This is a genomic window from Pseudobutyrivibrio sp. ACV-2 (assembly GCF_900107545.1).
Lineage (GTDB): Bacteria > Bacillota > Clostridia > Lachnospirales > Lachnospiraceae > Pseudobutyrivibrio.
On record NZ_FNQZ01000002.1, the window covers coordinates 309,668 to 335,016 of the forward strand.

Consider the following 25,349-nt stretch of genomic DNA (forward strand, 5'->3'; position numbering starts at 1 on the left):
ATGTTTATTATATGGCGATGCAACACTCAAGTGTGCACAAACATGCCAAAACCCAACATTATTTTTTGTGCATATTGCACTACTCACCCCAGTTAATTCCCTCTACAGCGACTCCTTCTTCGCTAGGATCCGCCTCATCCGACTGTGTTTCGATGCCAAACAAGGCCTCAAACTCGCTTCTATTAATCTTTTCTTTCTCTAATAATAGATTAGCACATTTGTGGAGAATTGTTTCATTCTCTCGCAAAATTTTCACAGCTTTTTCATAACATTCGTCAATTATTGCTCTAACTTCATCATCTATAGCCTTGGCTGTGGCATCTGAAAAGCTTTTTGCATGAGCTAAATCACGGCCTATAAAGACCTCTTCATCGTCATCACCGTAGTGAATCATGCCAAGTGTCTTTGAAAAACCATATTTAGTAACCATGTTTTTGGCCATCTGTGTAGCCTGTTTGATGTCATTTGACGCACCTGTGGTTACATCATCGAATATAATTTCCTCAGCCACACGTCCACCAAGGGATACTACTATATCCTGTAGCATTTTTCCCTTTGTAAGGAACATGTCATCATTTTCATTGATAGGCATGGTGTAGCCTGCTGCACTGGCTCCAGTTGGGATGATAGATACAGAATAAACCGGACCTACATCTGGCAGCACATGGAAAAGAATAGCATGGCCTGCCTCATGGTATGCAGTAATTTTCTTTTCTTTTTCTGAAACAACACGGCTCTTCTTTTCTTTGCCGATTCCAACCTTGATGAAGGATTTCTTTATATCGTCCAGTCGAATGAAAGGACGATTTTCTCCTGCTGCAAGGATAGCTGCTTCATTCAGTAGATTTTCGAGGTCTGCGCCTGTGAAACCTACTGTAGTTTGAGCAATCTGGTGAAGATCTACATCATCACCTAAAGCTTTGTTTGATGCGTGAACCTTAAGGATTTCCTCACGCCCCTTAACATCAGGGCGTCCCACATAAACCTTTCTATCGAAACGGCCTGGACGCATAATAGCCTGATCAAGAATATCAACACGGTTGGTAGCAGCCATGACGATGATGCCCTCATTTACTCCAAAACCGTCCATCTCAACAAGGAGCTGGTTTAGAGTCTGCTCACGTTCATCGTGGCCACCTCCCATACCAGTGCCTCTGCGTCTGGCTACAGCATCAATTTCATCGATAAATACGATACAAGGTGCATTCTGCTTTGCCTCTGCAAAAAGGTCGCGGACGCGGGATGCACCTACGCCGACAAACATCTCTACAAAGTCTGAACCTGAAATAGAGAAGAATGGAACACCTGCCTCGCCGGCAATAGCCTTGGCAAGGAGTGTCTTACCTGTTCCTGGAGGGCCCACCAAAATGACCCCCTTTGGAATACGGGCTCCAAGCTGGGTATATTTTTTAGGGTCTTTGAGGAAATCAACCAGCTCTTCTACTTCCTCTTTCTCTTCCTTTAAGCCTGCCACATCGTTGAATGTAGTATTGATATCCTCTTTGCTTGTCATGCGGGCACGACTTTTGCCGAAATTCATCATTTTGGCATTGGCCCCGCCACCGCTGGCACCCTGTGCATTCATCATAATCATGAACAGAATAAACACCGCTCCAAGGACTATAAGCATTGGAAGCAATTCTGAAATCCAGCTGTCATGTGGCACGTCATTTAAGTTGTAAGAGATTTCACTCTCATCTAGCAAATCCTGCAACTCATTAACATCTGAGACATAAAGTGTAGAAGTTTTATCGCCCTTGAGTTTTATCAAAGCGCTACCTGTAGGAACCTGCTCATTCTGAGAAATGGTAACGGATAGTACTTCATCATTTGAAATAGCCTTCTGGAATTGTTTCATGGTATAGGTGGATGTGTTACGCCCCATGCTTGTGTAAAGGATTGCAAGCACTACCAAGACAAACAATCCATAGATTATCATTCCTGAAGCTCTGCTTTTCTTCAATGTGCTCCTCCTAGTCTAGCTCAACAACACCGATGTATGGGAGATTGCGGTATTTCTGGTCGTAATCCAAGCCATAGCCTACTACGAACTGGTCGGGAATTGTGAAGCCTGTGTAATCAACATGTACGTCTACCTCACGACGATCAGGCTTATCAAGCATGGTAACCATACGAACTGACTTTGCGCCACGATCCTTGAAAAGCTGACCAAGGTAATTTAATGTATTTCCACTATCAATAATATCCTCAACAATAATGACATTCTGTCCTGTTGGGTCTAAATCAAGGTCCTTTTTAATTTTGACCACGCCAGAGGATACTGTGCCTCCGTCATAGCTTGATGTAGCCATGAAATCGATGATAACTGGCACTGTAATTCTCTTTGCAAGCTCACATGCGAAGAAAGACGCGCCCTTTAGAATACATACAAGAAAGACTGACTCTCCTTCATAATCCTTACTGATTTGCTCGCCAAGCTCTGCGATTCTTGCAGCCAACTCATCCTCTGGTAAAAGGACTCTGATGTTTTCACTCATTTTTTGTTCCTCCGTAAATTATCTCTAATACACGAGTGGTATTATTAGAAATTTTATAATGTTCACTGATTCTATATCCAACCACCCACATAACGTGATTTCCATCACATACCAGCGGAATATTGTCTCTTAAATGACGGGGAATTTTTGCATCCACGAAATAATCCTGCAGGGATTTGTGGTTTCCTGCGGCGTCTATAGTCAGATAATCCCCCTCTAAACGGGTTCTTATTTCAACATTATCTGTGATTTTATCACAATCAAACCATTTAGTATAGTTTTCCACAGGGTAATTCATACCTTGTTCATAGTCGAATTCTCTGTATGTAAAAGTGTCTTCTGAAGCCGATTCTTTTGCCTCATCTACAACATATATATCCTCGTAGGAAATGATTAGTGTCTTTTTATATGGAAGCTGCACCTGACGCTCTCCCGCCTCATTCAGCAGGCCTAAAATGGCATCAATATGTACTGCGCTAACATCCTTGCGCTGTGGCATGTAAGAGCTTAGATACTCCTTTAGAGCGTGGCTCGCTATAACCTTAGGGGCTGTAGCAATGGTACGCTTTCTAAGCCTGCCCTCACCAGACTGAGCTATAAGCAGTAGTCCTTGCGATTCCATTTCGATATAATCTGCAATTTCATTTAACTTCTCAGTCATTTCGTTGATGTGCTCTAAAGCTCTGGAATTAATCTCCTGAAGTTCAGGAATTATGTTGTGACGGATGCGATTCCTGTCGTATTGAATCTCTGAATTGGTGGCGTCAATACAATAAGGGATGTCATTGGCACTTAAAAATTCCATGATATCTGCTTTGGACACTGCAAGGAGTGGCCTGATGATTCTTTCTCTGACTGGAGCAATACCACACATTCCATCAAGCCCCGTACCTCTAGCCATATGGAATAGAACTGTTTCAGCGTTATCATTTGCGTTGTGGGCTATAGCTATTTTGGTGGCCGATGTATCAGGATTGTAGGTATCTAGAGCCATAGCATAATCCTCAAATGCCTGATATCTGGCAAGCCTTGCTTCCTCCTCTGTAGAACGGCCCGATTCCTTTACCAGTGATGGAATGTCTATCTTAAGCACCTTCAATGGTACATCAAAATCCTGGCACAGTGATTCCACATATGCCTGATCCTCGTCTGCATCCGTCCCTCGGATACAGTGATTTACGTGCAGGGCATGAATCTCCAAATCGTATTCTTCTTTTAGCGCTAAAAGCACAAAAAAAAGGCAAACAGAGTCCGGCCCGCCTGATAGGCCAAGTACTACTCTGTCACCTTTCTGTAACATATTATGTTTTTCAAGATACTCTTTAATCTTCTTTTTCTTTAAAAATGATCCAATTGTCATGCGTCAACCCAAGCTTTTGTGAAGCCTCATTCTCTATGTATTCATCGCTACCGACGTATTCCTCTTGTTCTTTAAGCTGTCTGCTTTTTTCATTTGCTGCTCCAAGCTCTGTTTTAAGGGACTCCTCCCTCCTTTTAAGCTCTTCGTTTTTATCGTAAAGACGCACAATCTGGACAGTAAACACTGCCAGCATAAAAAGCATAATTACAGCCACGTATATTCTACCAGTTGAGGTTTTCTTTCGTCTTCTAACTTGTCTTCTATTATTTCTCATAACCAACCTTAAAGGTATTTAAAAAGATCTGCCGCAGCATCCTTTTTAGTAGTATCCTGAATATCCAGAACTTCGACCTTTACGTTTTTATTCCCAAATGCTATTTCTATTATATCACCAATTTTTACATCAGTGGATGCTTTCGCAATTTTTCCATTAATTTGAACACGCCCGCTATCGCAAGCCTCATTGGCTACGGTGCGTCGCTTGATTAAGCGTGATACTTTTAAATATTTATCTAGTCTCATGCGTTTCGTTTACCTCTTTTCGTACCATAGTTGTAGATTTCTGCTTTGTGAAAGTAAGTTTTCACAGTGTAAGCTGTCAGGTAACAATTATATATTGCATATTTGGGTGAGTATAGCGAAAGCGATACCCAAATATGTAATATATGATTGTTGCCGTAGACAGCGCCGCCATTGAGAAAAACTAAGGGGTTCGGCAATGCCGAACCCCGAAAAGATTCTCAATTTACTAATGTATTAGTTGATAGAATCCTTAAGAGCCTTACCAGCCTTGAACTTAGGAGCCTTAGATGCAGGAATCTTCATCTCAGCGCCTGTCTGTGGATTTCTACCTGTACGAGCTGCTCTCTCAGATACTTCGAAAGTACCGAAACCAACGAGCTGGATCTTCTCACCCTTCTTAAGCTCTTCAGCTACAACATCTGTAAATGCCTTAACAGAAGCTTCTGCGTCCTTCTTTGAAATGTTAGCCTTGCTAGCGATAGCTGCTACTAATTCAGTCTTGTTCATTACTTATTCCTCCTCGAGAATTCTTATTTTATATTTAGGACCTTAATCCCGTATAATTTCAATATCCTTTATAATTCTTTTGGTATGTCATGTCAACCAAAAAGCCTTAAAAACGCCCATTTTATAAGGTTTTTATGGATTATTACAAATTTTTTGCGGTATTTTTAAACATTATTACCATTTACAAACCCTTGATTTTCCTAGGAGTTCACAATTTTTTCACACATTTTACGCAATTTGTTTAAAATAACTGAGTTTTGCCCGTAAATTTAAGGTTTGTAATTTCTTTTTTAGTTCATAAGATTGCCGATTAAATCGGAAATTGTAGATAAATAATCCACTTCGTAGTCATAATCATTTTTAATGGCACTTCCTGCAGTTTCTTCTTCCCGGCCATTATTTTCAGATACATCTTCGCCACTGGCAGGTTCGGCTGTACCAGGTGCCGCTGTCTGGCTTTCCGTTTCATTTGTAGTCTCATTTGATGTCTGGGTTGACTCTGACTCACTTTCTGATTCCATGGCAAGGGTGATTTCTGCAGACTCTGAATTGACTACAAGTGTTTTGTTCCAGGAAGCATAGCCTGCACATTTTACCACGAGCCTGTGGGCGCCATATTGCACGTTCTGCGGCTCGTTGGTATCGATGAGTTTACCATCCAGATAAACATAAGTATCAGGTACAGTCACAAGAAATGTAAGCAAACAGTAGGATGGGCCATCACCCTTCATATCATCCAAATCAACCCTGACTTCTTCTCCGCGTGGAATAGTAAAGGTCTGGGAACCACCCCAACCGTTGTTTGCAACAGTGATTTTATAGGTTCCCTCCGGCACCTCTATCACCTCTGGGCCGTTTACTATAGAAACTATTTTATTTCCAATAAAAATCATGCTGCCGTCAAACAGTTCTGTATGAACCAAGCTGAGATAGCCGTGTCCTGTGGTAACAGCAATGGAAATAACGTTTTTATCCCGTCCAATAACAGTGATAGCATCATCTTCGCTAATGCTTGACAGCAATATTTTCTCTGAATCTGAATATACTTTTGTGGAATCTGTCAGCTTGTAATTTTTCCCATCGATTTGAATAAGACCTCTGCCCTCATCGATTTTATATTTGGTGATATCTTCAAAATACCAAACATCTGCTGACTTTTGAATCTGGCTTAAAGCCCCGGATGCCGGCAGAAGGCTACCGATATCTACCACTGAACCTGTGGTAAACTCAGCCCAGGTGCTATTACCGCCATATTTATCAAGAAATTTTGTGGTCATGTTGTACTTGTAACGAAGCTGTTTGTCTGTGGACAGGGAATATAAGGATATAGTCTCGTCCGTCATATCCAAATTTTCAAGGATGTATAGATTAACGTCTTCAGACGAAGTTTCTACAGATTCTTCCTCATCCGTATCCTCTATAGTCTCCTCTTTCGGCAAAACAGCAGAGCCTGTGCGGTTAGTAACTGTGGCATTGTTAGGATGAGTGCCACAGCTCGCAAAGGCTCCTGTAAGTATCATTATTACAACTATTAAATTGACCCATTTTTTAGAAAAGTTCCCTCTCATGGGATTATTTTATCATACTTTGTGCCATATTTAACAGAATTTGTCTGTCATTTAGTTCTGGATTGTCTACTACAGCATCAAAAATGTCGTTTAGAACTTCTCCAATCCTTTGTCCCTGTGGAACACCCATAGCTATCAAGTCCTTGCCATTTATCTGTAAATCCTTAATTCTAAGGCAATCGCCAGCCTCAACTATCTCATGAAAGACTCTTTCGAGCTCTGCGATATATGCAAGCTTTTCGTCCCTCAGATAAGTGCTTTGAGCCAGTGTATCCGCTCTTTTAACTTCCAGTAAATCTGGAAAGTTTTCCTGACCTACGCGAATAATCATTCTTCGGACATTACGGTCATTTATAGCCGGTCTGTCATCATGATTTTTAACCAGGTTACAGACTTTGCTTGTGGTATCATTGTCAAACTTCAGACGTCTGAGGACTGTACGAGCCATATCTGTACCCTTTATCGGGTGTAGCTTGAAGTGGTCCTGTCCTTTATCATCTGTGGTCTTACAGGCTGGTTTAGCGATATCATGAAGCATCATGGTCAATCGCAACACTTTATCGGTAGGAATCAGCTCCATAGCCTTAATGGTGTGCTCACCTACTGTATAGGCATGATGCACATTGTTTTGCTGGCATTCCATCATAACGTCAAGCTCTGGGAAGAATACCTTTGAAAGACCTGTATTATATACCTCACGAAGCCTCTCTGGATGGTCTGAGGTGACCAGTTTTACCATTTCGACCTGAATGCGCTCTGCACTGATGCGCTCAAGTGTAGGTGCTAAGTCCTTAATAGCCTGATAGGTAGCTGGCTCTATCTCAAAGCCAAGTTGCGCTGAAAATCTAAGGGCTCTAAGCATGCGAAGGGCATCCTCTGTAAAACGCTCTGTAGGATTGCCGACGGCTTTGATAATTCCAGCCTGAAGGTCTGCCTCTCCACCAAATAAATCTACCAGCCCTCTGCTTTCGTTATATGCCATGGCATTAATAGTGAAATCCCTGCGCTTTAAATCCTCTTCGAGGGATGCTGTAAAGGTGACCTCCTTAGGGTGTCGTCCATCCTCGTATTTGCCATCCACTCGATAGGTGGTGACCTCATAACCCACGCCATGCATCAACACTGTGACTGTACCATGCTCAATTCCGGTGTCAAAAGTGCGCGAAAACAAGGCCTTGACCTGCTCTGGCAAAGCCGAAGTGGTAATATCCCAGTCGTGTGGAATTTTCCCTAGAATGCAGTCACGGACACAGCCGCCTACTGCATAGGCTTCGTGTCCGTTTGATTCTAATACCGATATAATATTTTGAACGTCTGCTGGTAAATTCATATTAATAAGCTTTACCCCAATATACTAACTTTTTAGCTGGCTTGCCACAGCATGCACAAACCTCAGAAATGTGCTCCTGGTCATTGAATGGCATACAACGTGAAGTAACAGCTAAATCTTCTTTTATTTTGTTCTCGCAAGCCACATCGCCGCACCACATAGCGCGGATGAAGCCTGGCTTGTTATTAGCGATTTCTGTGAACTCAGCGTAGTTGTGAGCATCCCAGATGTGGCTGTCTCTGTGAGCCTTTGCTCTTTCAAACATATCCTTCTGGATAGTCTCAAGGAGCTCAGCTACCTTTGTCTCAACTTCATCAAGTGAGCATTCGATTTTCTCACGAGTATCACGGCGAACAAGTACGCACTTGCCAGCCTCGATATCCTTTGGTCCAAGCTCTACACGAACAGGGATACCACGCATCTCTGCCTCAGAGAACTTCCAACCTGGGCTCTTGTCTGAATCATCAAGCTTTGCACGCATTGTCTTGCCAAGACGCTCGCAAACCTCGCCCGCCTTTTCAAGTACGCCTTCCTTCTTCTGCTGAATAGGAATAACAACAACCTGTGTAGGTGCAATACGTGGTGGAAGTACGAGACCTGAGTCGTCACCGTGTACCATGATGATAGCACCGATAAGACGTGTAGTCATGCCCCATGATGTCTGGTGAACATACTGAAGCTGATTGTTTTTATCTGTGTACTGAATACCAAAAGGTTTAGAGAAGTTCTGGCCAAAGTTGTGTGAGGTACCAGACTGTAGAGCCTTACCATCGTGCATAAGAGCCTCGATAGTATAAGTAGCTTCAGCACCTGCGAATTTCTCCTTGTCTGTCTTCTGTCCACGAACTACAGGCATAGCAAGTACTTCCTCGCAGAAATCAGCATAAAGATTAAGCATCTGTACTGTGCGAGCCTCTGCATCTTCAGCTGTAGCATGAGCTGTATGGCCTTCCTGCCATAAGAACTCACGTGAGCGAAGGAATGGACGAGTCTCCTTTTCCCAACGAACTACAGAGCACCACTGGTTATAAACCTTTGGTAAGTCTCTGTGAGAGTGGATAATATCCTTATAGAAATCACAGAAAAGAGTCTCAGATGTAGGACGAACGCAAAGACGTTCCTGAAGCGGGTTAAGGCCACCATGTGTAACCCAAGCTACCTCTGGTGCAAAGCCCTCAACATGATCCTTTTCAACCTGAAGAAGACTCTCGGGGATGAACATAGGCATGTAAACGTTCTGAACGCCTGTCTCCTTGAATCTTCTGTCTAACTCGTGCTGGATGTTTTCCCAAATAGCATACCCATCGGGCTTGATAATCATGCATCCTTTTACTGATGAATATGCAATCAAATCAGCCTTAACAACTACGTCGGTATACCACTGTGCGAAATCCTCTGACATAGAGGTAATCGCTTCTACCAGCTTTTTTTCCTGTGCCATTTTTTTCTCCTTTTCTTATATTACAATAAAATCCTGCTAATTCTAATTAGCTCTCCTATTTTAATACAAATATCAATACAAGTCTATACCTCAAGTTGCTATATTAATGGGCTTTCTGGAATATTATTGGTGATTGCTACAGATATACAAAAGAGCCTATCCCGAAAGATTAGGCTCTTTAAATTACTGTAGGTATTTTTCTTCGAATTTTTTCACTGGAAGTGGCTTGCTGAAATAGTAGCCCTGAAGGTAATCAGCATTGGTTTCCCTCAGGTAATCCAGCTGTTCCTGGGTTTCGACCCCTTCGATGATAACCATCATTCCTAAGGCTTTTGCAAGTGTAATTATTGTATTAACGATTTTGCGTCCTCTAACGGTATTTTTGTCCATCGAGAGGAATGCCATATCCATCTTTAAGATGTCTGCTGGAACCTCCTGGAGCATATTAAGTGATGAATAACCGCTGCCGAAGTCGTCGATTTCAACCAGAAAACCATATTCCTTTAGAGATGAAATGATTTCAATCTGCCTTTCTTTTTCGGTCATGAAGACACTTTCCGTAATTTCCAGCTTTAGTCTGGATGGAGCTATGTTATATTTCTCAACAAGCGAAACCAGCGTTTCGTAAATGTCTATGTAGTAGAAATCCTTTACAGAAATATTTACTGATATAGACAGGTCGTCATGACCTAGAGCCTTCCAATAGGAAAGCCTTTTAGCTGCCTGCTCCCAGATGTATAAATCCAGCTTGTAGATGTAGCCGGTACGCTCTAAAAGTGGAATGAATGACGCCGGAGCGATGATGCCTCTCTCTGGATGAATCCAGCGCACCAGTGCTTCGCAGAGAGCAGTTTTTCCGTCTATGGTAACTACCGGCTGCAGGAACATTGCAAACTGTCCTGTAGAAAGGGCCGACTCAAACTCTCCGATAATCTTTTGCTCGCTTAAGTACTCGTTTCGAAGCATATCACCATAGTAGGCGATTGAGTTTTTGAAGCTGTCCTTTATGGAATCTATCGCCAGGAATGCACCATCACACATAGACATTACAGAGGCGTTGCGGTCGTAAATATCATATACACCCACCAAAATGACCATTCTGTATTGGGCATTGTTCATGAAATGGCTAACCTTGTTCATGCCAGTCATGAACACCTCTTCGCTATATCGATTTTTAGGCAGAAGAATTGCAAATCTGTCAGCCTCTAATCTGGCAAACACGGAGACATTTGATATGTGTTCCCTGATAGTATCGGCACATCTTACCAACAGCTGATCTGCCTCCTCCATTCCAAACATGTCGTTGATAAGCTTGAAACCTTTGATATTGAAGCAGGTCATAACATAGCTGACATCCGGATTGTCATCAAGCTTTTTCCTTGCTTCCTCGTAAAAGCTTTCGCGATTCAGAGCGCCTGTGAGGCTGTCGTGGCTTGAACGATATTTCTCTTCTTCGTAGGCCAGGAAATCTCCTGTAACATCATAGAAGGAGAAATAACATCCACAGTAGAAGCCCTTTTTATCATATATTTTGTTGAAATGGATATCGAAACGATATTCGTCACCATTCACTGTGTATAAAGCACTCCAGCTGGTATTTGAGATGGCGTTTGCCGGCCTGCCCTCGCGCCATTTTCTAAATCTGGCTTCAAGGAGACGCTTATCGCCGCTGGCAGAAAAAATCCTGTTGGCCAGCTGATTTGAATAAATGCAGTTATCGTTTTCATCGTAGGAGATAAGGGCACATTCCATCCTTTCAGTGATGGTGCTGAGCATATATTCTACGAATGTCTTTGGGTTGTATAGAAGCGTATAATACGCCACAAACATTGACCCAATAGAATAAAAGCAAATAGACACATCTACCGGATAGTCAAAGAACAGATATAAAACATTGAGACCTATAATTCCCAAAAACATCACCAGGATGGACAGGTACCTGTTCCTGAGAAAGCCGCTGGTTATAAAGGATTTCTTGATGAAAATCAAGACTATCATAATAACCAGGATGTAGCAGAACACAAGGTGAACCATATAGTAGTCATTGATTTTGAATTGGTAGAACCACTCTTCACCTACATATCTGCGTTCCAGCCAAAATGCATGGTGCCATTTACTGTTGAAAATCAAGCTGATATTGTCAGCTATAGCTATTGATGTGGTAATCATGGGTGCAGCGTAGTTGTCCATCCAGATTCTGGTGTAGTTTCTAGAGTAAAACAAAAATGTGATAAGCACCCAGTCTATTCCTGCAAAGTATAAAGAATATCCGATTTCCGACAAGAACTGATTCTTGGTGGAAATCGCAAACGAATACACCACGCAGGTAACAATTCCAACTATCAAAAGCTGTAATATCGATATATTCAGCTTACTATTTTTAATGATATGCTTTGAGCCTATATGCAGTGCTCCCACTAGCATGATGAAGGCTGTCAGCAAAAAAAGAAATACATACAGCTTTATCAAGTGTAAACCCCCGTTTTCTGTTCTAGTTAGAGTTAGCTATTTTGCTATCTTTAAAATCCTCTCCCTCTGGCTTTATGGCAAAGCTCATAGATTCGCCAGAAACAGGATGTTTAAATCCGATAGAATAAGAACACAGTGCAAGATTTCGGCCTGTAGCCACGCCACCGTACTTCACATCCCCAAGTATTGGAGCTGTGCGGCTGGCAAGCTGAATTCTGATTTGATGATGACGACCAGTAAAAAGCTCAATATCCAAAAGCTTTTTGTCATCCCATTCATCTACAGTGCGGTATCTTAAAGTAGCTTTTTTCGCTCTAGGATCTGACTCCTTGACAACCTTTGAAAGATTGGTTCGATTGTCCTTTACGAGATAATCTACCAGGTCGCCTTCCTCTGGGAATGACTCTCTGGTAATGATTGCATAGTAATGCTTCTTAAAGCTATGCTCAGTGATTTGTTTTGTAAGATTATTAGCGGCTTCCTTTGTTTTTGCGAAAACCATTACACCTTCAACAGGCTGATCCAAGCGGTGAACTACATGGATAGTAGGCTGCTGCCCTTTTTCTGAAAGATAATTATTAAGCAGGCTCACCATATCCTGCTCACCAATATTTTTTGTCTGGGTAGCAACCCCAGCTGGTTTATAGCATACAATGATGCTTTCATCCTCAAAAATTACGTTCATACACAATCCCCCTAAATTATAGATTTATACCCTTATTTTAACATACTTAAACCTTAAAGCGGTAGCCTACACCCCAGATTGTCTCAATATACTGTGGTTTCGATGTGTTAAGTTCGATTTTTTCTCGTATTTTGTTGACGTGAACTGTAACGGTGGAGATATCACCGATAGATTCCTCGCCCCAAAGAGTCTCGAAAAGCTGCTCCTTTGAGTAGATTACATTTGGATTTTCTGCTAAAAATGTGAGAAGGTCGAATTCTTTAGCTGTGAATACCTTTTCCTCACCATTAATCCAAACTCGACGGCTGGCCTTGTCAATTCTAAGGCCACGGATGCTGATTTCGTTTTTCTTGATAGCCGGCGACTGAACCAGACGCTCGTATCTGGCCAAATGTGCCTTTACTCTGGCTACAAGCTCGCTTGGAGAAAATGGCTTTGTGATGTAATCATCTGCACCAAGCCCCAGGCCTCTGATTTTGTCGATCTCCTCTTTTTTGGCTGTAACCATAAGGATAGGTACATTTTTCACCTCGCGGATGCGCTTGCACAGCTCAAAGCCATCGATACCTGGAAGCATCAAATCCAAAATATACATATCATAATTGCCAGCCAAAGCTTTCTGTAGACCCTTTTCTCCGTCTGCTTCAATATCCACCTCGAAATTTGAAAGCTCCAGATAGTCCTTCTCAAGCTCTGCAATGGCTTCTTCATCTTCTATAATCAAAATTCTACTCATTTTCAACCTCCATAAATTTGCGTATTACAAAATACATTGTTGTGCCTTCGTTTTCCTTGCTGGTGACCCAGATTTTGCCACCGTGGTCCTCCACAATCTTTTTGACGATGGAAAGACCTATGCCACTACCACCTGCGGCTGAGTTTCTGGATGTATCGGCACGATAAAATCTATCAAAAACATAAGGCAAGTCTCTGGTGGCGATACCCTTGCCGTTGTCTGTTATCTCTACCTGAACGAAATCCCCCACATCCTTTATAGAAATACCAATTCTGCTGGCCACATCGGCCCTCATGTATTTCACAGAATTGCTGACGATATTGTGGATGATACGACCAAGTTGCTCCGGATCGGCGATAATCAGCACATTTGGATCCACAAAATTGGAATAATCAAGGCGAATGTGTTGATTTTCCAAATCCATTCCAAGCTCCTCGATGCAATCATCGAAATATGCCTGCAGGTTGAGTTTCTGGAAATTGTATGGAATTTTATTGGTATCAATTTTGGAATAAAGGGTAAGCTCGTTAATGAGTGTGTTCATCTCATTAGCCTTGTTGTAAATGGTGCGTATGTATTTTTCCTGTTTTTCAGGGGTGTCTGCCACACCATCAAGCATACCTTCGGCATAACCCTTTATGGCGGTTATAGGAGTTTTTAAATCATGGGCAATATTGGAAATCAGCGCCCTCTGCTCCGCTTCGTCCTCAAGTCGGTCTTTAGCATTGTTTTTGAGGCGCACTCTCATGTCCTCAAAGGCATTACACACATCTGACATTTCATCCTTGCCTGTGGATGCCACACTAAAATCCAGGTTGCCCTCTTTAACATTGTTGGCGGCTATTTTTAGAGTTTTTAGCTGTGGAGCTATCCCTCGATATATCCATACTACCATTATCACAGCAGTAACTAGCAGTATTATGAGCTCAGCAACGCAAAAGCTGACTACCAGCTCATCAAATCGCCCGCTATCATCCATGTAGGTCTTCACCGAATCCACGAATTCATTTGTGACCATGGGATTAGCCGCCGCCTCCCGAACTATCCCCTTTAGACCGTACATCAATGTAGTAAATAGTAGTACAGGAACCAAAGTTATTATAAAAAATGAAATAATCAGTCGATTTTTTAGTTTCATAAGCACCTCATTCACCAAAAAAGCAGCCACATAGTGTGACTGCTTTAATTATAGCATACCTGTTATTTTTAATGTATTTCTATTCCTATATCTACAAACTCATTACAATAACTGATTATTTCTTATTATCTTACCTCAATATTCAAAAACATAACCCTCTGGCAACACTTTCTTGCAATCTTTCTATTTTCATTTTTGCATCTTTTTCACGTACACTCAAAACAAAATGTAATTCTTTTTTAGGTAAAAATATAATTAATTCATCATAATTGGCCAAAACACTTGCCTCAATAAGTATTATTTTTTCTTGCTGGTTATGTTCATAGCTTTTTGTTTTATTACCATAATCAACCACAAGATACCTGTCATCTCTGCTAATATGTATCTTTCGATTGAAAATAGACAAATAGGAAAAAGCTTGATTAGTCGCAAATAATATGATTATAGGGAAACTATATATTGAAAACGCCCCTCGGCCAAACTGTTCCCCTAAAATATAGATAAGAACAGCTATACTCACAGAAACTATTCGTTTAAGATGTATCCTTTCACAGTTTATGTCCATTCTTTAGGCCTCCTTACTTTTCATAGCTATTCCTGTCAATTTTTAAATACTCGTACCATTCCTTCATCTCTGAAACTATTGGGTTTGAAAGTATTACATATATAATCTCACGCTCGTTTTCATTATTTAAAACATACTCATATACATTGTCTTCCCCATCCTTAGCTATATATGCCGGGTAATTATATGATTTATCGTCATAGATTAGATTACCTGAACCCACCTCTGACTTCGCATCACCCATATTAGATAATCTTTCCAGTTCTGCATTATAATCATCCTCTGAATACTTAATTCTTAAAATAGTATATTCAAAAGAATCATCTGTGTCTAGGTTCATCTTCGACACATATTGTCCATCAGCAAATTCTTTGATGCTATCTGGGAACATTTCAAAATTAGAGTTAAAATCAGCCCCGTTTTGTGATATCAGTTCACTCTTATTGTATGCAGACAAACCATATAACGTGACTGCAAAATCATTAGCATGATAAGCATCTGCATTTATCGCAAGTAGATTATAATCCTGCTCCCCTATAACACCATAGTAACTCCTAGCTACTGCCTAATAAACCCTTATTAATTCACGTTGTATAATAAAGGGTACGAATACCGAATTTATGACGAAATTCGCTATTCTATACTTTTTTAATATATGCTACTTGTATAAATCTTCTACTGTAATTAGCTTTACATTAGGCGTATCAGCATTTTTTACCCATTCAGTAAATCCACTCAAAGAAAATAAAATTAATGTTGTGACATTATAGCTGCCAGATATAAGCTTAGATCTTCTAACAAGCGTCTCGAATATCTCTTTATCTATTTTTTCATTTTTGAATTTACACTCACCTAAAATAGCCGTTTTATCTATTGTAGATATACCTACTACATCGATATCTGCAGACTGTTGATACTTTCTTCCGTTTACATCTATCATCTGCTCGACGCCCCACCAAGTACCAACTTCCGTAATAAAAGAGCCAAATTCCCCAAGAATACCGCGATTCAATGTGTAATAACGGCACATATCTTCAAATACACTTCCCATAAAAGAATGTAATCCACTCTTTACAACTTTTTCATAATAGACCTGGCCCTGACCCATTTCTATCACGCTTATAGCTTTAGGAATAAACTGATACCAGAATTTAAACATATGATCTTTAAGAACATACTGGGTTTTCTTCTTGTTTTTTTCTTCTGTAATACATTTTTTCTTCTCCACAAGACCAACATCAATTAGCTTTTCCAATGAATACAGAACCGTACTATCTTTTTCTTTAACTTTAGCTGCTATAATATTGAGAGCAGTCTCGCCTGATGCAACCTGTTCAATAATATTATTTACAAGAGTTACATCTGAAAATTCTTGGGTTAATAGGTTCTTTGTTTCATCAAACAGATAGCCATCCGTATTAAAGAAAAGCTTAATAATGTTTTCATCCAAGCTTTTTGAAGAATCAAAAAGGGCCAAATACTTTGCCACTCCACCAGTAACACCATAGCAGATTGCCTTATCTTCTGGTGAATAGCCTGGGACAAATAACGCAGAATCCTTGTAGTTGAATGCATCTAGCTTTATCTGGGAATCTCTACGCCCAAAAATCGGACTTCTTTCACTAAGCACCTTCTTTACCATAAAGCTAAGTGCTGAGCCACATAGAATAAGCATCATGTTCTTATCCAACCACTGGTTATCAATATATTTTTGCAATACGGACAGCAATGCCTCATCCTTTTCTGCCCAATATGGCAATTCATCGATAACCAATATTAATTTTTCATTTGCATTTGATACTTTGCTAGTAATTATGTCAAAGACACTTTCTATATTTGAAAATGTGGCATTACTATACGCTGGATCCAACACATCAAAAACCTGTTTTGAAAACAACTCAAGATTTCTGTCGGCTCCTACTTTTGTAGCTGTATAAAATATAGCCTTTTTGTTTTTTATAAACTCTCTGATAAGGAATGATTTGCCTACTCTTCGTCGACCATAAATTACTGTCATTCCAAAACCATCTTTTTCGTATATAGCCTGTAATGATTCTAATTCTTTTTCTCTACCAATAAACATATGCACTCCTTATATTCAAATCGTTTTTATTCAAATCATTTTTAATTAAATCTATTTGAATATAATATAGCACACTTTAAATTTACTTTCTATGCATGATTCGGTAAGTCATAGGTTTTTCCATATAAAAATAACCCAGACTCAATTGAATCTGGGTTATAACTACTAACTGTTAAAGATATTTCTTTAAAGCCTCAGCTTTGTCTGTCTGCTCCCAAGGAAGCTTGACATCTGTGCGGCCGAAGTGGCCATAAGCTGCTGTTGGGCGGTAGATTGGTCGACGAAGGTCGAGCATTTTGATGATGCCTGCTGGACGAAGATCGAAGTTTTCACGAACGATTTCAACAAGCTGGTTGTCTGAAAGCTTGCCGGTGCCGAATGTGTCTACCATGATAGATGTAGGTTCTGCTACGCCGATAGCATATGAGAGCTGAATCTCACATTTGTCTGCCAGGCCAGCTGCTACGATATTTTTAGCAACATAGCGAGCTGCATATGCGCCTGAGCGATCCACCTTTGTGCAATCCTTTCCTGAGAAAGCACCGCCGCCATGACGAGCATAGCCACCGTAAGTATCAACGATAATCTTACGGCCAGTAAGACCTGCATCACCGTGTGGACCACCGATGACGAAACGGCCTGTAGGATTGATGTAGAACTTTGTCTTGTCATCAATCATGTCCTTTGGAAGGACTGGGTCAAAGACATACTTTTTGATGTCTGCGTGAATCTGTTCCTGAGTAACATCTTCATCATGCTGTGTAGATAAAACTACAGCCTCAAGTCTAAATGGCTTGCCAGCCTCGTCATACTCTACAGAAACCTGTGTCTTTCCGTCTGGACGAAGGTAACTGAGTGTTCCGTCTTTGCGGACATTAGCAAGCTGTAGAGCAAGTCTATGAGCAAGAGAAATAGGATATGGCATGAGCTCTTCTGTTTCGTTAGTAGCGAAACCGAACATCATACCCTGATCACCAGCGCCTGTGTCCAGGTCATCTGTAAGTGATCCTTCCTTTGCCTCAAGAGCCTTGTCAACACCCATGGCAATGTCTGCGGATTGTTGATCAAGAGCGACCATAACAGCGCAAGAATTTCCGTCGATGCCTTTCTTTCCATCGTCATAACCGATTTCAAGAAGAGTCTTGCGAACAATAGCTGGAACATCGAGCTGAGCCTTTGTAGTAATCTCGCCTGTAACGAGGACAAATCCTGTACATGAGCAAGACTCACAAGCTACTCTACTCATTGGATCTTCAGCTAAGCAAGCATCGAGGATGGCATCAGATATGGCATCACATACCTTATCTGGATGACCTTCTGTTACTGACTCTGAAGTAAAAAGTAACTTTTCCATCTTTTAACTCTCTTTCTATATGAAATTGTCTTACCTAAGGTCATTCTTAGGTAAAGTATAGTATATACCCTAGTTCTGTATATAGCAACAATAAATATTTTTATTCACAATTAGTTCACCGGAATATAATAATTGATTTATATAATCAATATTAATGAAATGATTGTGAACTACATTGTGCAATAGCATGTGCCCCGCTATAATGGTGGCACTAAAAATGTAACGTGAGGGCAACTATGACAACTTTAACAGTAGACAAACTTGAACCTAACATGATAACAGCAGAGCCTGTTCTTACCAAGCGTGGGCAAACTATTGTAAAGGCAGGTGAGAAACTCACTCCCCAACTGATAGCAAAGCTCTCTTTTTATAAGATAGAAACTGCTACTGTGGAAGATACAGAGCCACCTGTGTCTTCTGAACCTGAGCCTACACCTACCACTACCACAACGAATGAGACTTATGTAAGTGAGCAAATCACATATACACAGCGTTTAAAGGCTTCTCCACAATTTCAGAAATTCCAATCGGACTACGCATTAAATATCACTTATCTCAAGGAAAACTTCGAAGCAATTATTGCCGGAGGCGGCGCAGAGTGTTCTGATTTAATGCTTGAAAACTGCGAAAGTCTGTTTAAATCAAAGACATCACTTGAGCTTTTAGATATGTTAAGCAACATGCGAAATCTTGAGGATCCTATTTATTCTCATTCCCTTAATGTTGCACTGATTTCCCGCTCTATTGGAAAATGGCTTAAGCTCCCTAAAGAAGAATTGAACATTATAACGTTGGCTGGGTTGCTTCATGATATTGGAAAAACTCAGATACCTGAAAGTATTCTTAATAAACCTGGTCGTTATACAGATGAAGAATTTGCCCAAATGAAGTCCCATACTCTGCTTGGGAAAAAACTTCTTAACGATAAGAGCTTTGACCCTCGTATTTTGTACGCTGCACTTCAACACCACGAGAGAAGTGACGGTAGTGGCTACCCGAGAGGCCTTGGGGAAGACGAAATTGACGATTTTGCGAGCATTGTAGCTATTGCTGATGTATATGATGCAATGACCTCTGCAAGAGCACATCGCGATCCGCTTTGTTCCTTCCAGGTTATTTCTGAATTTGAAAAAGATGGACTAAAAAAATACAACACAAAATATATTCTTGTATTCCTTGAAAGAATAGCTAACACATACAACAACAGCCGAATAATGCTTAATAACGCAAAAACAGGCCGTGTGGTTTATATTAACAAAACCAATCTTTCACGACCTGTAGTAGCCCTTGACAATGGGGATATCCTTAATCTTGCTGATAGCGCCAACAATGAGCTGTATATTAAATCGATTCTCTAAAGGCTTCGTCTATTCTGTCTTTTAGACCAGAGTAGCGTTTCGCCTGAGACACATTATCAATCATTGAATAATAAACATCTGCGTCGCCTACCATGGTGACGCATTTTTTTGCTCTGGTGATGGCTGTGTAGAGGATGTTTCTGTTCATAAGCATCTTTGGACCTTCCATTATAGGCATCACCACTGCAGGATATTCGGAACCCTGCGACTTGTGGATGGTGATGGCATAGGCAAGCTCCAGCTCATCTAACGATGCAAATGGATAAGTGACCGTCCTGCCCTCTTCAAACTCGACGATTATGGATTTGGACCAGTCATTTATTTCTTTGATAATTCCCACATCTCCGTTGAATACTCCAACGCCCTTTTCCAAAGTGATATTATAATTGCCCTTTACTTCCCATTCCAGCTGATAGTCATTGCGAATCTGCATGACCTTGTCACCTTCGCGGAAGGTTCTGGTCTCACCCTTCCACTCGTTTTTTTTGGTGGACGGTGGATTTAGGTACTGCTGTAGGATGCCATTAAGACGTTCCACACCGATGAGCCCCTTGCGGGTAGGGGTGAGGACCTGAATATCACTTACATTTGCATCCACATATTTGGGCAGCTTTTCCTTAATTAATGTGAGCATAACGCTGATGATGGTATCTGCATCATTTCTCTTAAGGAAAAAGAAATCCTTGGACTTGTTATCTAACACCATATGCTCACCCTTGTGAATCCTGTGAGCATTCATAACGATGTCGCTCTCCTGGGCCTGACGGAAAATCTTTTCCAGAGTAACTGATGTGAACTGATTAGATGCCAGGATATCCTTTAGCACATTGCCAGGGCCAACGCTTGGGAGCTGATGCATATCACCTACCAGGATTAATCTGGTGCCAACTGATATGGCCTTTAAAAGAGAATACATCAGTGAAACATCTACCATGGACATCTCATCTATGATGATGACATCACACTCCAGTGGATTTTCCTCATTGCGGTCAAATTTGGCAAAGGATGTAGCATCATCGTCATCCCCCATTTTGCCCGATACCTCAAGCATACGATGGATGGTTCTGGCTTCGTAGCCTGTGGCCTCGCTCATTCTTTTGGCGGCTCGGCCTGTTGGGGCTGCCAGAAAGATGTTGTACCCCTCTTCTTCAAAAATGTGAATCATAGTGGTGATAGTAGTGGTTTTACCAGTACCAGGGCCACCTGTCAGTACGAAAAAGCCATGCTCCGCTGCTGCAATAACAGCATCCTTTTGTAGCTCATCCAGCTCAAAGCTTTCATCTTTTTCTATACGGCGAATCACCTTTTCCAAATCTGCCCTGTCGGCCTTGTAGGTCAGGTTAAGCTCCTTTAGCATACCTGCGATGGATTCCTCCATGCGATAGAAGGAACGAGAGTAAACCTGTTTAGTATCATCTGTCATACGTTTAATTATGACTTTTTTATCCATTGCCAGATTCATTATCTGAGCCTCTACCGATTCAGCGTCCACCTTCAGCAAATCCACAGCCATATCTATCAATGTCTCTATTGGAAGATAGGTGTGTCCGTAGCCTGCTCCCTGTCCCAGCACATACTGTATGCCACCCTTGATTCTAAATTCAGAATCTACCTTTATACCAACCTGCCCTGCGATTTCATCGGCAGTCTTAAATCCTATACCTGATACTTCATCGGCGATTCGATAAGGGTTGCTTTGAATGACATTGTATACATCATTTCCAAAACGATTATATATTTTGATGGCAGTGTTTCCATGTAGGCCGTATTTATCCAGGAATATCATGGCATTTCTGATATCCTTGGCCCCTACTATCTGGTCGGAGATTTCCATGGCCTTTCCTAAGGAGATGCCCTTTACTTCCTCAAGTCGCTCTGGCTCCTCCTCGATGATACGGAAAGTATCTGCCCCAAATGTTTTAATAATTCTGGCAGCCAGCTTTGGGCCGATTCCACGGATAGCTCCCGAGCCTAAATATCGCTCCATGGAAGCTTCGTCCGTAGGTGCCACCGCCTCATAGCTTGTTGCCTTGAACTGCTTGCCGTATACGGGATGATCCACGTAATCGCCTCTTAGCAAAAGATTCTCTCCCTCACCGATTGTAGGGAAAATCCCGGTGGCGGTAATTAGCATGTCATCCGTTACATAATCAAGCACTGTATATCCGTTATCCGGATTTCTAAATATTATGTTTTCTACGTATCCTGTTATTTCTACCATAGGATATATACTAACACAAAAAACACCCAGTAGCTATAAAGCCCTGGGTGTCATTTCAATCATTATCAGGTTAGCACTTCCTGAACTGTGGAAGTGTTTTCACTTGCTATGTCGTCTGAAACCTTTTCATTATCGAGACCACTGCTTTCTGTCGGAAGATTTGTAGTGCCTGTGATTCCATAGTTGCGCATAATCTGGTCAACTAAATCATCAGTCAGGTCTCCTCCAATCTGATCTACCATCTGTGATGCAATCTGTGTGATGGACTGGTCGAGATAAAGATCCTTGTACATGCTCATAGAATCGTTGTTTTTTTCTTCCATGGTCATGGTCTCTTTCATCTCTTTGATGACCTTTTCCATCATGAAGGTTTCGAAGTTTTTCACCGCTTTGGTGATGTCTTCCCTGGAGGAATTCTTTGAAATGCCTCCGATAGACCTTGTAGTGGCATCTGCCGCAGATGCCCTGCCTTGATTTGTGTACTGCGTTTGTAAGTACTGATTCATTCCTGTGATATCCATATTCTTATCCCCCTTTTAATAGTAACACTATCTCTTCAGGTTGTTAGCCTGCTCCAGCATTGTATCTGAAGTGGTTATCGCCTTTGAGTTCATTTCATATGCACGCTGAGCAATGATAAGATTTACCATTTCATCAGCTACATTTACATTTGAGCCTTCCAGATAATTCTGGACAACTTCACTTCTGATGACTCCCTGAGTGCTCCACTCTGGCATTGGTTCGCCTGAAGCCTCTGACTCATCATATAGATTTTCGCCTATCTTATTAAGACCTACTCTATTGGTAAATTGATAAATAGCTACACTCTGTCCGGTGGCTGTATATTTTCCATCAGCATTTTGAATTGTGATAGCGCCTGTATCAGGGTCCACCTTAAAATCTTTTTCTACAGTTTTTGGAACCTTGATTGGCTGATTGGCCTGGTCCAGTACCTGGTAACCTTCTGGAGTGGTAAGAACTTTCTCACCTGCATCATTTATAGCCCAGCTGAAATTTCCATTTCTGGTATAGTGAGTCTCTGTGCCATCCTGCACTGCAAAGAAGCCTTCACCGATGATACACATTGCTGTATTGCTATCGTTTGCAAGCTGTGCGCCCTGGGTGAAGTTTGAATTCAAAGAAGCCACTCTGGTTCCAAGGCCTACCTGAGCTGCAGTTGGTTTGGTATCGCCCTGAGCATTTGTACTTTTAGACTGCAGGGTTTGGTACAAAAGTGTCTTGAACTGGGCGTTCTGTGCTTTATAGCCTGTTGTATTTACATTTGCTAAGTTATTTGCGATTGTATCAACTGATGTTTGCTGGCCCTTCATTCCTGAAGCAGCTGACCATAATGATCTGACCATGGTATTTCCTCCTAGTTTACGGCTCGCCTGTTACGCTCTCAATGCTATAAGATATTGTTACGCTGTGGCTCGCCTGTTACGCTCTCAATGCTATATATTGCAACGGTCAGCTTGGAATGCTTCCCTTATGCAATATATAGTATTGATAGCTACAGGCTATCTTTACTTTGCAGTGGGTTACGCTGCTAACAACGAATAATTACGTTTACGATTATACGCGGCCTATTGTATTGGCAGTTTTTTCTAGGGTTGAATCTTCGGTTTGTATCATTTTTTGACCTGCTTCGTAGGCGCGGGCTATTTGAATCATACTAACCATTTCATCTACTACATTTACGTTTGAGGCTTCAAGTGTGCCCTGCTCAACTATTGCTTCGCTTTCGATGATATTTCCGCCTGGAATCAAATCATATAGATTCTCACCATATTTATTGATGTAGTCGTAGTTATCTATGTCGATTACTCCGATGGTATCTACCTCTTCTCCGTTTTGGCGAATTGTTCCATCAGACGCTATCGAATATTTTAACGACGGGTCAATCTGCACTCTAAAACCATCACCGTACTGAGAACCTGATGCACCATCTGAATTCAGCACATAGTCGCCATCTACTGTTCTAAGATATCCCTCGTTGTCCACTACGAAAGAACCGTCTCTTGTATATTTGATGGAAGTTTCTCCAGCTTTATTTGTAAATTCAATTGCAAAAAAGCCTTTACCACCAAGGGCAACATCTGATTCTTTATCTGTAATTTGAAATGGGCCCTGATCCCAATTGGTGTAGGTCTCGCCTATCTTTGCACCAAGGGAGATGTAGCCTATTTTCTCAGGCATGTTGTGCCAATGAGATGTATCTTTTATTTTTATGGCCAGCTTTTCGTCAAAGGCTTGCGCTACCATAGCTTCCTTTTTGTAGCCTGTAGTTGCAGAGTTGGCCAGGTTGTTTGTCATAACATCCATTCGCCTCTGCTCATTTACCATTCCTGTATAGGCTGTGTAGAGTCCTTTTACCATAAGCTGCCCCCATTTTACTTATACTTAAACCTTTCTCCATCTATGTTATCGGACACTTTAAGCCATACTTAACCCTGGTAACAAATTTTTTATAAAAACTTCTAACAAAAAAGGACCTGGAAAAAATCCAAGTCCTGATAATTTATATTTGATATTAATCTGAAAGAAGCTCCACGTAACGGCCTGTTCCGATGGCTACGCATGTCATAGCTTCGTCGGCTGTCATAGTGTTGATGCCTGTGCGGTCCTCGATGAGCTCCTCAAGACCACGAAGAAGTGCACCGCCACCTGTAAGTACGATACCTCTGTCTGCAACGTCGGCTGCAAGCTCTGGTGGAGTCTTTTCAAGAACTGAGTGAATAGCCTCAACAATCTGCATTGTAGATTCCTTGAGTGCTTCCTCTGTCTCCTCTGAAGAAACTGTGATAGTCTTTGGAAGACCTGATACGAGGTTACGTCCTCTAACATCCATAGTCTCTGGCTCGCCAAGTGGGTAGCAACGACCGATTTTAATTTTGATATCTTCGGCTGTACGCTCACCGATAAGAAGGTTGTGCTTCTTTCTCATGTAACGAACGATAGCCTCGTCGAAATCGTCACCAGCCACCTTGATAGATGTGCTGACAACTGAGCTACCAAGTGAGATGACAGCGATATCTGCTGTACCACCACCGATATCTACGATCATATTTCCCATTGGAAGTGAAATATCGATACCAGCGCCGATAGCTGCTGCGATAGGCTCCTCGATGATTTTAACCTCGCGGGCACCTGCTGCAAATGCTGCATCCTCAACGGCACGCTTCTCAACCTCTGTGGCTCCTGAAGGAACACAGACAGCGATACGAGGCTTACGATAGCTCTTTTTACCCATAGCCTTCTGAACGAAATATTTAATCATCTTCTCGGTGACTGTGTAATCAGAGATAACACCCTGACGAAGTGGACGAACTGCCACAATATTACCAGGAGTACGTCCAATCATAAGACGTGCCTCTTCACCAATTTCTTTGATTTTGTTTGTATCTCTATCAAAAGCCACAACTGAAGGCTCTTTTAATACAACGCCCTTGCCCTTTGCATATACAAGAACGCTAGCTGTACCTAAATCAATTCCGATATCTGAACCTGCCAT

General features: G+C 41.5%; 23 protein-coding genes. 1 reads left to right on the forward strand and 22 read right to left on the reverse strand.

Annotated features, from left to right (window positions below):
• Window positions 1-79: 79 nt before the first annotated feature.
• The 17 genes from ftsH to metK form a co-directional block, all read right to left on the reverse strand.
• Complete coding sequence (gene ftsH, locus BLV53_RS04050; RefSeq protein WP_090297745.1) at window positions 80-1,939, reverse strand: ATP-dependent zinc metalloprotease FtsH; 1,860 nt, start codon at window positions 1,937-1,939, stop codon at window positions 80-82.
• 34 nt (window positions 1,940-1,973) lie between these two features.
• On the reverse strand, window positions 1,974-2,498 hold the full coding sequence (hpt, locus tag BLV53_RS04055; RefSeq protein ID WP_090297395.1) for a hypoxanthine phosphoribosyltransferase: 525 nt from the start codon (window positions 2,496-2,498) through the stop codon (window positions 1,974-1,976).
• Window positions 2,491-3,858, reverse strand: a complete 1,368-nt coding sequence (gene tilS / locus BLV53_RS04060) for a tRNA lysidine(34) synthetase TilS (protein ID WP_090297399.1) — start codon at window positions 3,856-3,858, stop codon at window positions 2,491-2,493. Before tilS ends, hpt begins: the two co-directional genes overlap by 8 nt.
• Window positions 3,821-4,132 carry a hypothetical protein gene (locus BLV53_RS04065; RefSeq protein ID WP_090297402.1) on the reverse strand — a complete coding sequence of 104 codons (312 nt, stop codon included), beginning with the start codon at window positions 4,130-4,132 and terminating at the stop codon, window positions 3,821-3,823. The genes tilS and BLV53_RS04065 overlap by 38 nt, the downstream gene beginning before the upstream one ends.
• A gap of 8 nt (window positions 4,133-4,140) precedes the next feature.
• Window positions 4,141-4,380: an RNA-binding S4 domain-containing protein gene (locus tag BLV53_RS04070; protein ID WP_090155384.1), complete on the reverse strand. Its 240-nt coding sequence runs from the start codon at window positions 4,378-4,380 to the stop codon at window positions 4,141-4,143.
• 234 nt (window positions 4,381-4,614) lie between these two features.
• A complete protein-coding gene (locus tag BLV53_RS04075) occupies window positions 4,615-4,887 on the reverse strand; it encodes an HU family DNA-binding protein (protein WP_090297404.1) in 273 nt (90 codons plus the stop codon).
• A gap of 290 nt (window positions 4,888-5,177) precedes the next feature.
• Complete coding sequence (locus BLV53_RS04080; RefSeq protein WP_090297407.1) at window positions 5,178-6,407, reverse strand: hypothetical protein; 1,230 nt, start codon at window positions 6,405-6,407, stop codon at window positions 5,178-5,180.
• 52 nt (window positions 6,408-6,459) lie between these two features.
• Window positions 6,460-7,791, reverse strand: a complete 1,332-nt coding sequence (locus BLV53_RS04085; protein ID WP_090297410.1) for a CCA tRNA nucleotidyltransferase — start codon at window positions 7,789-7,791, stop codon at window positions 6,460-6,462.
• Window positions 7,787-9,226: a proline--tRNA ligase gene (gene proS / locus BLV53_RS04090; RefSeq protein ID WP_090297413.1), complete on the reverse strand. Its 1,440-nt coding sequence runs from the start codon at window positions 9,224-9,226 to the stop codon at window positions 7,787-7,789. Before proS ends, BLV53_RS04085 begins: the two co-directional genes overlap by 5 nt.
• Before the next feature lie 183 nt (window positions 9,227-9,409).
• The gene (locus BLV53_RS04095) at window positions 9,410-11,695 is read right to left on the reverse strand and encodes a GGDEF domain-containing protein (RefSeq protein ID WP_090297416.1); all 2,286 of its coding nucleotides are present in this window, start codon (window positions 11,693-11,695) and stop codon (window positions 9,410-9,412) included.
• A gap of 22 nt (window positions 11,696-11,717) precedes the next feature.
• On the reverse strand, window positions 11,718-12,380 hold the full coding sequence (locus BLV53_RS04100) for an RluA family pseudouridine synthase (protein WP_090297418.1): 663 nt from the start codon (window positions 12,378-12,380) through the stop codon (window positions 11,718-11,720).
• A 46-nt stretch (window positions 12,381-12,426) separates the two neighbouring features.
• The gene (locus BLV53_RS04105) at window positions 12,427-13,116 is read right to left on the reverse strand and encodes a response regulator transcription factor (RefSeq protein ID WP_090297421.1); all 690 of its coding nucleotides are present in this window, start codon (window positions 13,114-13,116) and stop codon (window positions 12,427-12,429) included.
• The gene (locus BLV53_RS04110) at window positions 13,109-14,254 is read right to left on the reverse strand and encodes a sensor histidine kinase (RefSeq protein WP_090297424.1); all 1,146 of its coding nucleotides are present in this window, start codon (window positions 14,252-14,254) and stop codon (window positions 13,109-13,111) included. Before BLV53_RS04110 ends, BLV53_RS04105 begins: the two co-directional genes overlap by 8 nt.
• Window positions 14,255-14,396: 142 nt before the next feature.
• A complete protein-coding gene (locus BLV53_RS04115; protein WP_090297425.1) occupies window positions 14,397-14,819 on the reverse strand; it encodes a hypothetical protein in 423 nt (140 codons plus the stop codon).
• Window positions 14,820-14,832: 13 nt separating this feature from the next.
• Complete coding sequence (locus BLV53_RS04120; RefSeq protein ID WP_139298924.1) at window positions 14,833-15,276, reverse strand: hypothetical protein; 444 nt, start codon at window positions 15,274-15,276, stop codon at window positions 14,833-14,835.
• A 201-nt stretch (window positions 15,277-15,477) separates the two neighbouring features.
• Complete coding sequence (locus tag BLV53_RS04125) at window positions 15,478-16,902, reverse strand: ATP-binding protein (RefSeq protein WP_090297432.1); 1,425 nt, start codon at window positions 16,900-16,902, stop codon at window positions 15,478-15,480.
• A 172-nt stretch (window positions 16,903-17,074) separates the two neighbouring features.
• Entirely contained in the window at window positions 17,075-18,256 is a 1,182-nt protein-coding gene (gene metK / locus BLV53_RS04130) for a methionine adenosyltransferase (protein WP_090297436.1), read from the reverse strand.
• A gap of 236 nt (window positions 18,257-18,492) precedes the next feature.
• Here metK and BLV53_RS04135 point away from each other — a divergent pair, with 236 nt between their 5' ends.
• Window positions 18,493-19,614, forward strand: a complete 1,122-nt coding sequence (locus tag BLV53_RS04135; RefSeq protein WP_090297439.1) for an HD-GYP domain-containing protein — start codon at window positions 18,493-18,495, stop codon at window positions 19,612-19,614.
• Here the strand turns inward: BLV53_RS04135 and recD2 are convergent.
• The 5 genes from recD2 to BLV53_RS04160 all read right to left on the reverse strand — a co-directional run bounded on the left by recD2 (window position 19,598) and on the right by BLV53_RS04160 (window position 25,349).
• Window positions 19,598-21,835 (reverse strand): SF1B family DNA helicase RecD2, encoded by a 2,238-nt coding sequence (gene recD2 / locus BLV53_RS04140; protein ID WP_170830747.1) that lies wholly within the window; start codon window positions 21,833-21,835, stop codon window positions 19,598-19,600. The two genes, BLV53_RS04135 and recD2, sit on opposite strands and share 17 nt — an antisense overlap.
• A 65-nt stretch (window positions 21,836-21,900) precedes the next feature.
• Window positions 21,901-22,356 (reverse strand): hypothetical protein, encoded by a 456-nt coding sequence (locus BLV53_RS04145; protein WP_090297445.1) that lies wholly within the window; start codon window positions 22,354-22,356, stop codon window positions 21,901-21,903.
• 27 nt (window positions 22,357-22,383) lie between these two features.
• A complete protein-coding gene (locus tag BLV53_RS04150; RefSeq protein WP_090297448.1) occupies window positions 22,384-23,199 on the reverse strand; it encodes a flagellar hook-basal body protein in 816 nt (271 codons plus the stop codon).
• Between the two features lie 211 nt (window positions 23,200-23,410).
• A complete protein-coding gene (locus BLV53_RS04155; RefSeq protein ID WP_090297452.1) occupies window positions 23,411-24,214 on the reverse strand; it encodes a flagellar hook-basal body protein in 804 nt (267 codons plus the stop codon).
• A 154-nt stretch (window positions 24,215-24,368) separates the two neighbouring features.
• Window positions 24,369-25,349, reverse strand: coding sequence for a rod shape-determining protein (locus tag BLV53_RS04160; RefSeq protein WP_090297456.1), 981 nt, complete (start codon window positions 25,347-25,349; stop codon window positions 24,369-24,371).

Excerpts from the sequence above, each read along its gene's own strand:
- ftsH (WP_090297745.1), bottom strand. The coding sequence starts at position 1,939 with ATGATAATCTATGGATTGTTTGTCTTGGTAGTGCTTGCAATCCTTTAC.
- hpt (WP_090297395.1), bottom strand. The coding sequence starts at position 2,498 with ATGAGTGAAAACATCAGAGTCCTTTTACCAGAGGATGAGTTGGCTGCA.
- tilS (WP_090297399.1), bottom strand. The coding sequence starts at position 3,858 with ATGACAATTGGATCATTTTTAAAGAAAAAGAAGATTAAAGAGTATCTT.
- BLV53_RS04065 (WP_090297402.1), bottom strand. The coding sequence starts at position 4,132 with ATGAGAAATAATAGAAGACAAGTTAGAAGACGAAAGAAAACCTCAACT.
- BLV53_RS04070 (WP_090155384.1), bottom strand. The coding sequence starts at position 4,380 with ATGAGACTAGATAAATATTTAAAAGTATCACGCTTAATCAAGCGACGC.
- BLV53_RS04075 (WP_090297404.1), bottom strand. The coding sequence starts at position 4,887 with ATGAACAAGACTGAATTAGTAGCAGCTATCGCTAGCAAGGCTAACATT.
- BLV53_RS04080 (WP_090297407.1), bottom strand. The coding sequence starts at position 6,407 with ATGATACTTACAGGAGCCTTTGCGAGCTGTGGCACTCATCCTAACAAT.
- proS (WP_090297413.1), bottom strand. The coding sequence starts at position 9,226 with ATGGCACAGGAAAAAAAGCTGGTAGAAGCGATTACCTCTATGTCAGAG.
- BLV53_RS04100 (WP_090297418.1), bottom strand. The coding sequence starts at position 12,380 with ATGAACGTAATTTTTGAGGATGAAAGCATCATTGTATGCTATAAACCA.
- BLV53_RS04105 (WP_090297421.1), bottom strand. The coding sequence starts at position 13,116 with ATGAGTAGAATTTTGATTATAGAAGATGAAGAAGCCATTGCAGAGCTT.
- BLV53_RS04110 (WP_090297424.1), bottom strand. The coding sequence starts at position 14,254 with ATGAAACTAAAAAATCGACTGATTATTTCATTTTTTATAATAACTTTG.
- BLV53_RS04115 (WP_090297425.1), bottom strand. The coding sequence starts at position 14,819 with ATGGACATAAACTGTGAAAGGATACATCTTAAACGAATAGTTTCTGTG.
- BLV53_RS04125 (WP_090297432.1), bottom strand. The coding sequence starts at position 16,902 with ATGTTTATTGGTAGAGAAAAAGAATTAGAATCATTACAGGCTATATAC.
- metK (WP_090297436.1), bottom strand. The coding sequence starts at position 18,256 with ATGGAAAAGTTACTTTTTACTTCAGAGTCAGTAACAGAAGGTCATCCA.
- BLV53_RS04135 (WP_090297439.1), top strand. The coding sequence starts at position 18,493 with ATGACAACTTTAACAGTAGACAAACTTGAACCTAACATGATAACAGCA.
- recD2 (WP_170830747.1), bottom strand. The coding sequence starts at position 21,835 with ATGGTAGAAATAACAGGATACGTAGAAAACATAATATTTAGAAATCCG.
- BLV53_RS04145 (WP_090297445.1), bottom strand. The coding sequence starts at position 22,356 with ATGGATATCACAGGAATGAATCAGTACTTACAAACGCAGTACACAAAT.
- BLV53_RS04150 (WP_090297448.1), bottom strand. The coding sequence starts at position 23,199 with ATGGTCAGATCATTATGGTCAGCTGCTTCAGGAATGAAGGGCCAGCAA.
- BLV53_RS04155 (WP_090297452.1), bottom strand. The coding sequence starts at position 24,214 with ATGGTAAAAGGACTCTACACAGCCTATACAGGAATGGTAAATGAGCAG.
- BLV53_RS04160 (WP_090297456.1), bottom strand. The coding sequence starts at position 25,349 with ATGGCAGGTTCAGATATCGGAATTGATTTAGGTACAGCTAGCGTTCTT.